Consider the following 11643-nt stretch of genomic DNA (forward strand, 5'->3'; position numbering starts at 1 on the left):
AGTCATCGCGGGGCACTTCCTTCCAGGGGGCGCGTGCCGAGGGACAGCAGCGGCAGGTCGGGCTTGATCTGGTCGCGCTCGGCGACGAAGCCGACGACCGGGTCGGGGGTGTCGGGGGCGTTGACGAAGGACACGAACCGGGCCAGCCGCTCCGGGTCGGCGAGGGTCTCGGCCCACTCGTCGCGGTAGTGGTCCACATGCGCGGCCATCAGGGCCTCCAGCTCCTCGCAGATGCCGAGCGAGTCGTGGACGACCACGTCGCGCACATGGTCGAGGCCGCCCGGGATCCGCTCCAGCCAGGCCGAGGTGCGCTCCAGGCGGTCGGCGGTGCGGATGTAGAACATCAGGAAGCGGTCGATCAGCCGGATGAGTTCGGTGTCCGACAGGTCCTGGGCGAGCAGATCCGCGTGGCGCGGGGTGGCACCGCCGTTGCCGCCGACGTAGAGGTTCCAGCCGCCCGCGGTGGCGATCACCCCGAAGTCCTTCGACTGGGCCTCGGCGCACTCCCGGGCGCACCCGGAGACCGCCGACTTCAGCTTGTGCGGGGACCTCAGGCCCCGGTAGCGCAGCTCGAGGTCGATCGCCATGCGGACCGAGTCCTGGACACCGTAGCGGCACCAGGTCCGGCCGACACAGGACTTCACTGTGCGCAGCGCCTTGCCGTACGCGTGCCCCGACTCGAAGCCCGCGTCCACCAGCCGCGCCCAGATGAGGGGGAGCTGCTCGACGCGTGCGCCGAACAGGTCGATGCGCTGACCGCCGGTGATCTTCGTGTAGAGGCCGAAGTCACGGGCGACCTCACCGATCACGATCAGTTTCTCCGGGGTGATCTCCCCGCCGGGGACCCGCGGCACGACCGAGTACGACCCGTTCTTCTGGAGATTGGCGAGGAAGTGGTCGTTGGTGTCCTGAAGGGCGGCCTGTTCCCCGTCCAGGATGTGGCCCTCGGCGCCGATCGAGGGGGCGAGCGAGGCGATGATGGAGGCCACCGCCGGCTTGCAGGTCTCGCAGCCGTCGCCGTCCCGGGTCCCCTCGCGGCCGTAGCGCTCCAGCAGGTCGCGGTACGAGGTGATCCGCAGCGCCAGGACGATCTCGTACAGCTCCTCGCGGGTCTGCGAGAAGCAGCCGCACAGGCCCGAGTCGACCTCGATGCCGCCCGCCTCCAGCTCGGCGTCGACCAGCTGCCCCAGCACCCTCAGGCAGCTTCCGCAGCCCGTGCCGGCCTTGGTGCGCTTCTTGGCCTGCGGCACCGTCGTGCAGCCGTGCTCGGTCACCGCGGCGCGGATGGCGCCCTTGGTGACGTGGTGGCAGGAGCAGACCACCGCGTCGTCCGGCAGCGCCGACGGGCCGAGCTGCGCCGGGGCGCCGGAGCCCGCCGGGAGGACGAGCTGCTCGGGGGCGACGGGCGGCACGGAGCCGGTGAGCGCGCGCAGGGTCCCGTACGCCTCCGCGTCGCCCACCAGGATGCCGCCGAGCAGTTCGCCGTCACGGCCGATGACCAGCTTCTTGTACGTGCCCGAACGCGCGTCCGCGTAGACGACGTCGAGGCAGTCGGCGGTGGTGCCGTGCGCGTCACCGAAGGAGGCCACGTCCACGCCGAGCAGCTTCAGTTTGGTGGACAGGTCGGCGCCGGTGAACGAGGACCGGCCGTCCTCCTCGGCGGCGATGGCCGCGGCGGCCGTCTCGGCCATCTCGTAGCCGGGCGCGACCAGGCCGTAGACCCGGCCGTCGGCCGCCTGCGCGCACTCCCCGATCGCGAACACCCGCGGGTCGCCGACGGTGCGGCATCGGTCGTCGACCGCGATGCCGCCGCGGTCGCCGACCGCGAGGCCGCAGTCACGGGCGAGCTGGTCGCGGGGGCGCACCCCGGCCGAGAACACAATCATGTCGGTGGCCAGCTCGGAGCCGTCGGACAGCCTCATGCCCGTCACCGCGCCGTCCTCGCCGGTGAGGATCTCCTGGGTGCCCGTGCCCGTGTGCACGGTCAGGCCCATGCCCTCGACGGTGCGCAGCAGCGCGGCGCCGCCGCCCTCGTCGACCTGCACCGGCATCAGGCGCGGCGCGAACTCCACGATGTGGGTGGCGAGGCCCAGGCCCCTGAGTGCGCCGGCCGCCTCCAGGCCGAGGAGACCACCACCGACCACCGCGCCCGTGGCGGCCCGCCTCCTCGCGTACTCCTCGATGGCGAGCAGGTCCTCGATGGTGCGGTAGACGAAGCAGCCCGTCGCGTCCTTGCCCGGGACGGGCGGGACGAAGGGGAAGGAGCCGGTGGCGAGGACGAGCGTGTCGTAGCGGATGGTCAGCCCGGACCGGGCGGTCACCGTCCGCGCCTGCCGGTCGACGGCGGACGCCGGGTCGCCGAGGTGCAGCTCGATACCGTGCCGGTCGAGGAACTCCTGATCCGTCAGCGCCAGTTCGCCGGGGGTCGTGCCCGTGAAGTACGAGGTGAGGCGGACGCGGTCGTAGGCGGGGCGGCACTCCTCGCCCAGCACGACCACCCGGTGCGTGGCGGTCAGGCCGCGCTCGGCGAGCGCTTCGAGGAAGCGCTGGCCGACCATGCCATGGCCGACGAGCACGATCGTGGGGGCGTCTGCGGGTCCGGTGCCGGTCGTCGCCGCGCTCATGTCCGAGGTCATGCACCGCAGCGTGCGGCGCCGACGTTACCCGGCCGCATCACCGCTGTTTCCCGGGCGGAACGCTGCGCTCAGCGGGGGGCGGGCGCCGGTGTGAGGGGGACGTGCCGAGTCCACCGAGCCAGGGCGCGGCGCGCGGATGCGGCCTACGGGCACGGCATGCGCGTACGGCGAAAGGGCGGCACCCCCCGCACAGGGATGCCGCCCTCTCTGGAGGGTCCGGAGCCGCCTTCGTGAGTCGGTGAGGGTCGGGTACCGACGACGGCTCCGGAGGTCTTGCGGTGTGGGTCAGCGGTGGTCGCTGCCCTCCGACTGCGAGGCCGCCCGGCCCGCCTCCAGGCGGGCCACCGGGATCCGGAACGGCGAGCAGGACACGTAGTCCAGCCCCACCTCGTGGAAGAAGTGCACCGACTCGGGGTCGCCGCCGTGCTCGCCGCAGACACCGAGCTTCAGGTCGGGCCTGGTCTCCCGGCCCGCCTTGGCCGCGTCGCGGACCAGCTTGCCCACGCCGTCCTTGTCGATCGTCTCGAACGGGGAGACGCCGAAGATGCCCTTCTCCAGGTAGGCGGTGAAGAAGCTCGCCTCCACGTCGTCCCGGCTGAAGCCCCACACCGTCTGGGTGAGGTCGTTGGTGCCGAAGGAGAAGAACTCGGCGGCTTCGGCGATCTGTCCGGCCGTCAGGGCGGCGCGCGGCAGCTCGATCATCGTGCCGATGGCCAGCTTCAGCCGCGTCCCCGTGGCCTCCTCGACCTCGGCGATGACCCGGTCCGCCTCCTCGCGCACGATCTCCAGCTCCTGGACCGTGCCGACCAGCGGGATCATGACCTCCGCGCGCGGGTCGCCCTTCGCGGCCTTGCGCTCGGCCGCCGCCTCGGCGATCGCCCGTACCTGCATGGTGAACAGGCCCGGGATCACGAGGCCGAGGCGCACGCCCCGCAGGCCCAGCATCGGGTTCTGCTCGTGCAGCCGGTGCACGGCCTGGAGCAGGCGCAGCTCGTTCTCGTGCGGCTCCTGGCGGGACTCCGCCAGCGCCACACGCACCGACAGCTCGGTGATGTCGGGCAGGAACTCGTGCAGCGGCGGGTCGAGGAGGCGGATGGTGACCGGCAGGCCGTCCATCGCCTCGAACAGCTCCACGAAGTCCTGCTTCTGGAGCGGCAGAAGCTCCTTCAGGGAGTCTTCGCGCTCGACCTCGGTGTCCGCCAGGATCAGGCGTTCCACCAGCTCACGACGGTCGCCGAGGAACATGTGCTCGGTGCGGCACAGGCCGATGCCCTGGGCGCCGAAGCGCCGTGCGCGCAGCGCGTCCTCCGCGTTGTCCGCGTTGGCCCGCACCCGCAGCCGGCGCTTGCGGTCCGCGAAGGCCATGATCCGGTGCACGGCCTCCACCAGTTCGTCGGCGTCGTCCGCGCCGGCGTGCATCCGGCCCTCGAAGTACTCGACGACCGGGGACGGGACGACCGGGACCTCACCGAGGTACACCTTGCCCGAGGAGCCGTCGATGGAGATCACGTCGCCCTCCTCGACGACATGCCCGCCCGGCACCGTCATCCGGCGCCGCTTGGTGTCGACCTCCAGCTCCTCCGCGCCGCAGACACAGGTCTTGCCCATGCCGCGCGCGACGACGGCCGCGTGGGAGGTCTTGCCGCCGCGGGAGGTGAGGATGCCCTCAGCCGCGATCATGCCGTCCAGGTCGTCGGGGTTGGTCTCGCGGCGGACCAGGATGACCTTCTCGCCGGAGCGCGACCACTTGACCGCCGTGTACGAGTCGAAGACCGCCTTGCCGACCGCCGCGCCCGGCGAGGCCGCGATGCCCCGGCCGACCTGCTCGACCTTCGCGCTCTCGTCGAACCGCGGGAACATCAGCTGCGCGAGCTGGGCACCGGTGACGCGCTGGAGCGCCTCGGCCTCGTCGATCAGGCCCTGGTCCACGAGCTGCGTGGCGATGCGGAAGGCCGCGCCCGCGGTGCGCTTGCCGACGCGGGTCTGGAGCATCCACAGTCGGCCGCGCTCGATGGTGAACTCGATGTCGCAGAGGTCCTTGTAGTGGTTCTCCAGGGTCTCCATGATCTGCATCAGCTGGTCGTACGACTTCTTGTCGATCCCCTCCAGCTCGGCGAGCGCGACCGTGTTGCGGATGCCCGCCACCACGTCCTCGCCCTGCGCGTTCTGGAGGTAGTCGCCGTACACGCCCTGGTGGCCGGAGGCGGGGTCGCGGGTGAAGGCGACGCCCGTGCCGGAGTCGGGGCCCAGGTTGCCGAAGACCATCGAGCAGACGTTGACCGCCGTGCCCAGGTCGTGCGGGATGCGTTCCTGGCGCCGGTAGAGCTTGGCGCGGTCGCCGTTCCAGGAGTCGAAGACCGCCTTGATGGCGAGGTCCATCTGCTCGCGCGGGTCCTGCGGGAAGTCGCGCCCGGCCTCGCTCTTGACGATCTTCTTGTACTTGGTGACCAGCTTCTTCAGGTCGGCCGCGTCGAGCTGGGTGTCGTCGGTGACCTTCTTGGTCTCCTTGGCCTTCTCCAGCGCGTCCTCGAAGAGCTCGCCGTCGACGCCGAGGACCGTCTTGCCGAACATCTGGATGAGGCGGCGGTAGGAGTCCCAGGCGAAGCGCTCGTCGCCGGCCTGACCGGCCAGACCCTGCACCGACTTGTCGGAGAGACCGATGTTCAGGACGGTGTCCATCATCCCGGGCATGGAGAACTTCGCCCCGGAACGCACCGAGACCAGCAGCGGGTTGTCGGCCTGGCCGAGCTTCTTGCCCATCCGCTCCTCGAGGGCGGCGAGGTGCGCACTCACCTCGTCACGCAGTGCCGCGGGCTCCTCACCGCTGTCCAGGTAGACCTTGCACGCCTCGGTGGTGATGGTGAAGCCCGGGGGGACGGGCAGACCGAGGTTGGTCATCTCGGCGAGGTTCGCACCCTTGCCGCCAAGGAGGTCCTTGAGGTCCTTGTTGCCCTCGGTGAAGTCGTAAACGAACTTCACACCCTCCACGCCGTTCTCAGTTACGTGGGGATCTTTGTTTTCCGACACGGTCTCGACTCCTCGAGGACGCGGTGGCTGCCCTGACGGCGAGGAACATACCCAGATCGAAGGAGCCTGGGTACGTCCACTTGCGCGTCATGCGCCTGTAACCACTCGTCCGCCACTGGATCGAAAGTCAAAGCTTCGCAAGCGCCGACCGAGGGATGTTTTCACTTCTTGAACGCATCAACCGCTTGCAGACCCATTTCATCGCTCACATGAGCACCTCTCGCCACGTCTGATTTCGATCGATGAACGATCAAAGGGTGGCACTGAGTGCCACCCTTTGAGAAGTGCAGTCGCTCACGATCTGCTCATCTGAGCGCAACCCTTATCAAGGGTGGCGAGAATCACGCTAGGCGAGGCCGCCCGTTTTCACCATCCGGACGTGCGTGCGGACCGAAATGTGTGCGTCATGCTCACGACATCGCCGCGCAGTCACGATGCGGGCGTGAGGTCGAGTTCTCGTCACACCCCGAGCGCGAGCAGCCGTTCCTCCACCCGTTCCGGCGCGTAGAGGTGCTCGACGACCAGGGAGCCCGCCCCGATCAGACCCGCCCGCTCCCCGAGCCGGGAGGTCACCACGTCCAGATGCGCGGTGGAACGCGGCAACGCCCGCTGATACAGCAGCTCCCGCACACCCGTCAGAAAGGGTGTTCCGGCCAGATCTCCGGCGATCATCAGCACCCCCGGGTTGAGCAGGGTCACGACCGTCGCCAGAACGTCCCCGACCCGCCGGCCGGCCTCCCGGGCGAGCGCGGCGGCCTCCGGGTGCCCCGCGGCCAGCAGGTCCCGCACATCCGAGCCGGAGGCGGCCGGCACCCCGGCCTCCGCGAGCCGGCGCGCGACGGCGCCTCCGCTCGCCACGGCGGCGAGACAGCCGTAGGAGCCGCACCGGCACGGCGCGCCCGCCCCCTCGGGCACCCGGATATGGCCGATGTCCCCGGCGCCGCCGTCGACGCCCCGGTAGATCCGGCCGTCGACGACCACCCCGGCGCCGATACCGGTGGACACCTTGACCAGCACGAACGCCGAGCAGTCCGGGTGTGCGGTGCGCTGTTCGCCGTAGGCCATCAGGTTCGCGTCGTTGTCCACGAGCACCGGCACATCCACGGCGCCGTGCGCATGCTCGGCGAAGGCGCGGCCGAGACGCCCCCGTATGTCGTACGCGTCCCAGCCGGGCATGATCGGCGGCTGCACCACCCGCCCGGTGTCACTGTCCACGGGCCCGGGGACGGCTAGCCCGATCCCGCAGACCTCGTGCGCCCGGTGGCCCGCCTCCTCCAGCAACCGGGCGAACCAGCGGCCCAGTTCGCCGAGCACGGCGTCCGGGCCCTCCTCTATGAGCAGGACCCCGGTGTGCTCGGCCAGGCTCTCCCCGGTCAGGGAGAGGACGGCGGCGCGGGCGTGCCGGGTGTCGAGGTCGGCGGCGAGCACCACGGCATGGGCGTCGTCGAACTCCAGCGTGATCGAAGGACGCCCGCCGAGCGGGGAGTCGACCGGTCCGCCGCCGCCCTCGCGCAGCCAGCCGGCCCGGAAGAGACGGTCCAGGCGCTGGCCGACCGTGGCCCGGGACAGGCCCGTGGCCTGCTGAAGGGCACCCCGGGTCGTGGCGCGGCCACTGCGCACCAGGGCGAGCAGATCTCCCGCGCTCGCCTGCTGCCCCGGTTTTCCGACCCTTCCTCTCATGTGCACCCCCTTGCGTTCACCAACCCTGCCTTACATAGTGAGTTCTGCGTGTTAAATAGACGTAACCCTACGGTAGCCACCGCCGAACCCCTCGGCAGGACGTCTTTCAGGGAGACCTGAGTGGACCGCACCGCCCAACTCGCCGCCCGCCGTGCGGAATCCGCCGATCCCGTGCGTACCCCCGGCACGCCCCCGGCGGCCGCTCCGCGCGGGCACCCCCGGTCCCGGCCCGCTGTATACGATCCGTCCGCGCGCCGGGGATCACTGCACATCAGGGCCGCACGGGTGCTCGAGGCCAACTGGACAGGCGCCTCCACGGTGCCGTCCCACGCTCTGTACCCCCACCAGTGGTCCTGGGACTCCGCGTTCATCGCGATCGGCCTGCGGCATCTGTCGCCGCTGAGGGCGCAGACGGAACTGGAGACGCTCCTCGACGCCCAGTGGGCGGACGGGCGCATTCCGCACATCGTCTTCAACCCCTCCGTGCCGCTCGACGCGTACTTCCCGAGCCCCGACTTCTGGCGCTCCTCCACCGCGGGGCGTGCCGCGGGCGCCCCGCGCACCGTACAGACCTCGGGCATCGTGCAGCCACCGGTGCACGCGCTGGCGGCCTGGCTGGTGCACCGGGCCGACCCGGGGCTGTCCCGGGCGCGCGGTTTCCTGCCCCGCGCCTACCCGCGCCTCGCCGCCTGGCACCGCTATCTGCTGCACCGCCGGGATCTGGGCGGCGGCGGGCTCGTCTCGGTGGCGCACCCCTGGGAGCAGGGCATGGACAACAGCCCCGCCTGGGACGCGCCGCTGTCCCGGATCAGCCCGGCCCCGGTCCGCTCCTTCCGCCGCGCCGATCTGGACCACGGCACGCCCGGGGACCGCCCCACGGACCTGGACTACGGGCGGTACGTGCGGCTGGCGGCGGACTACCGGGAGAGCGGATATGCCGACGGGGCAGGCGAGTTCGCGGTGGAGGACCCGGCGTTCAACGCGCTGCTGATCGTGTCGGAGTTCGCGTTGGCCCGGATCGCGCGGGAACTGGGCGCGACGGGCACGGCCCGCCAAGCCCGCGCACAACGCCTGACGACGGCCCTCGTCGAACGCCTCTGGGACCCGGCCGAGGGCATGTTCTTCTGCCGGGATCTGCGGGGAGGGGTGGGAGAGAGCGGTGCTCTTCAAGGGGGGCGGCGCTCTCGGAGTGAAGGGCGGGAGGGTGTGCGGCGGTCTCGGAGCGATGCTCACGATGGGGAGCGGCGGTCTCGGAGCGGTGCACACGACGCAGAGCGCCGCTCTCGGGGTGGCGTCCGCCCATCGGAGCAGCCCTCCTCCTGGAGCGGTGCACGCGATGGCGAGCAGCGCTCTCCCGACCCGACTCGCGACACAAAGCGGCGCTCCCGGAGCAGCGTTCACGAGACGGAGCAGCGCTCTCGGGGCGCTGCTCTCCCGGCGGAGCAGCGCTCTCGGGGCACTGCTCTCCCAGCGGAGCAGTGCTCTCCCTCCGGTGCCCTCGTCCCCGAGCGCAGCGTCTCCGGGCTCATCCCCCTGCTCCTGCCCACACTCCCCCGCGACATCGCGGCCGCCCTCATGCGCACGCTGTCGGGTCCCCACTTCGGGCTGGGCGGCATCACCCGGCTCGTGCCGAGCTACGACCTGCTCGGCGACGCCTTCGACCCGCATCGGTACTGGCGCGGCCCCGCATGGTTCAACACCGGCTGGCTGCTGGAGCGCGGCCTGAGGACGCACCGGGAGCACGCGGCGGCCGACGCCCTGCGCGAGGCCCTGCTGGAGACGGCGGACACCTCGGACTTCGCCGAGTACGTCGACCCGTATACCGGCGAGGCCTGCGGAGCGCGGGGCTTCAGCTGGACCGCCGCGCTCACCCTCGATCTGCTGCACAACCCCCCACACCCACCGGTGAATCCGAAGAGAGGGAAATCCCTTACCAAACACGGCGTATCCCCCACGGGCACCGGCACGTTCGACAGGAGTGACAAGGGAGAGGACCGGGGATGACGGACCGGCATCATCTGCTCGTGCACGGCGGCACGTTCGCCGCCGTGGGCGACGGCGGCGACATCAGCGGGGTGCGGGGCGGCAACTCCCCGGCGGGGTTATTCGTACGGGACGCACGGCACCTGAGCCGGTGGCAGCTCACCGTCGACGGCGCCGTGCCCGAGACGCTCACGCCGGTCGCCGGCGGGGACACGGCGCGCTGTGTTCTCGTACCGCGTGGCGGCCGGCAGGAGCCGCCCGCATACACCCTCTTCCGTGAACAGGCCGTCGTGGACGGCGCGTTCGTGGAGTCCCTGCGGGTCACCAACAACCGCCCGGTGCCGACCACGGTGCGTGTGGCGGTCACCGCGGACGCCGACTTCACGGACCAGTTCGAGCTGCGCTCCGACCACCGTACATACGCCAAGACGGGTGCCGTGCGGTCCCGTCAGGCTCTCGACGACGGCGGCGTGGAGTTCGGCTATCGGCGCGGCGAGTGGCGATCCGGCACCACCGTCACGTCCGAGCCCCCGCCGGACGGCGTCGAGGAGACCGGCACGGGCGCCCGCCGTCTGGTCTGGACGCTGGAACTTCGGCCGCACGGCTCGGCGGAGCTGCTGCTGCGGGTCGCCGCCCGGCCGCACGGGGCCACACAGGACCCGGCGGTCCCGCGGTCCCCCGCCGCCGCCACCGAGCGACTGCTCGCCCTGGAGGGCGCGTTCATGGAGGGCGTGGCGTTCCCCACCGGCTGGCCCGAGCTGGCCACGGCCTGTGCGCGGGGCCTGTCCGACCTGGCCTCGCTCCAGGTGCCGGCGACCGGACCCGAGGGCGAGGAACTCCTCGTCCCCGCCGCGGGCGCCCCCTGGTTCCTCGCGCTGCTGGGCCGGGACGCGCTCCTCACCTCCCTCTTCGCCCTGCCCTACCGCCCCCAGCTTGCCGCGGCCACCCTGCCCGCGCTCGCCGCGACACAGGCGACCGAGGTCGTTTCCCGTTCCGTGGCCCAGCCGGGGAAGATCGTGCACGAGGTGCGGCACGGGGAGTTGGCGCACTTCGGGCAGGTGCCGTTCGGCCGGTACTACGGCTCGGTCGACGCGACGCCGCTCTTCCTGGTGCTGCTCGGGGCGTATGTCGAGCAGACCGGCGACCTGGAGCTGGCCCGCCGTCTGGAGCCCCACGCCCGGGCCGCGGTCGGCTGGATGATGGACCACGGCGGGCTCACCTCCCGCGGCTATCTCGTCTACCGCGCCGACCAGGGCGGCCTCGCCAACCAGAACTGGAAGGACTCCCCCGGCGCGATCTGCTCCGCCGACGGCAGCCGTCCGCACGGGCCGGTGATGGCGGCGGGGGCGCAGGGGTACGCGTACGACGCGCTGCGCCGCACCGCGCACCTGGCGCGCACGCTGTGGGACGACGAGGTGTACGCGGCGCTGCTGGAACAGGCGGCCGGGGATCTGCGCGACCGGTTCCAGCGCGACTTCTGGATGGAGGAGCACGCCTTCCCCGCGCTCGCCCTGGACGGCGAGGGCCGGCAGGTTGACGCGCTCGCGTCCGACGCGGGGCATCTGCTGTGGTCGGGCCTGCTGGACAAGGAGTACGGCGAACTGGTCGGCCGGCGCCTCCTGGAACCGGACTTCTTCTCCGGCTGGGGGGTACGCACACTGGCCGCGGACCAGGCTGCGTACCACCCGTTGTCGTACCACCGCGGCTCGGTCTGGCCGCACGACAACGCGCTGATCACCCTGGGCCTGGCGCGCTACGGGCTGCACGACGAGGCCCGTACGGTGGCGCACGCACTGGTGGACGCGGCCACGGCAACGGGCCACCGGTTGCCGGAGGCGTACGCGGGCTACGGCCGTGACACGCATCCGGAGCCGGTGCCGTACCCGCACGCCTGCACCCGGGAGTCCCGTTCGGCGGCGGCACCGCTCGCGTTGCTCACCGCCGTCGGGGGCGCCTGACGCGGGTGCCGGGGCACCGGGCCGAGCCGGTTGACCTCGCGTTTGCCGGGTGTTTGCCGGGCGCTGGGGCGGTCGGGTTGAACGTAGGCCCGGGGCTGCCCGTACGGGATGACGGCGGGCCCAGCCTCCCCAGCGTGGCCCGCCCCTCCACCACGGGCTTCGCACGGAAGGACCCTCGGGTTGCCTCTCAACACACGTCAACGACAGACGCCGGACAGGACTGGGGCGGTCACCGACGGGGTCCAGCCGGCGGAGGACGAACGGGCGGAGGCGGAGGGGATACCGACCGCAGACGAGCCGGACGGTCCCGCCGGGCACGAAGCCGCGGCAGCCTCGACTGACGAGTCCGTTCCCGCCGA

5 protein-coding genes are annotated in these 11643 nt (G+C 71.7%); 2 read left to right on the forward strand and 3 right to left on the reverse strand.

The features are described 5' to 3' along the window. Positions 1–2: 2 nt before the first annotated feature. The 3 genes from nirB to ACIP94_RS03445 form a co-directional block, all read right to left on the reverse strand. Positions 3–2636: a nitrite reductase large subunit NirB gene (gene nirB, locus ACIP94_RS03435; RefSeq protein ID WP_402418838.1), complete on the reverse strand. Its 2634-nt coding sequence runs from the start codon at positions 2634–2636 to the stop codon at positions 3–5. Between the two features lie 285 nt (positions 2637–2921). Further along, positions 2922–5663, reverse strand: coding sequence for a pyruvate, phosphate dikinase (gene ppdK, locus ACIP94_RS03440; protein WP_402418840.1), 2742 nt, complete (start codon positions 5661–5663; stop codon positions 2922–2924). Between the two features lie 459 nt (positions 5664–6122). Next, entirely contained in the window at positions 6123–7343 is a 1221-nt protein-coding gene (locus ACIP94_RS03445) for an ROK family protein (protein WP_402418843.1), read from the reverse strand. A gap of 120 nt (positions 7344–7463) precedes the next feature. Between ACIP94_RS03445 and ACIP94_RS03450 the strand changes: the two genes are divergently transcribed. Both ACIP94_RS03450 and ACIP94_RS03455 read left to right on the forward strand, forming a co-directional pair. Beyond that, positions 7464–9347, forward strand: a complete 1884-nt coding sequence (locus ACIP94_RS03450; RefSeq protein WP_402418846.1) for an MGH1-like glycoside hydrolase domain-containing protein — start codon at positions 7464–7466, stop codon at positions 9345–9347. Then, on the forward strand, positions 9344–11284 hold the full coding sequence (locus tag ACIP94_RS03455; RefSeq protein WP_402418849.1) for a glycogen debranching N-terminal domain-containing protein: 1941 nt from the start codon (positions 9344–9346) through the stop codon (positions 11282–11284). Before ACIP94_RS03450 ends, ACIP94_RS03455 begins: the two co-directional genes overlap by 4 nt. Positions 11285–11643 lie beyond the last annotated feature (359 nt).

This window comes from Streptomyces sp. NPDC093261, from assembly GCF_044753645.1.
Taxonomy (GTDB): Bacteria; Actinomycetota; Actinomycetes; order Streptomycetales; family Streptomycetaceae; genus Streptomyces.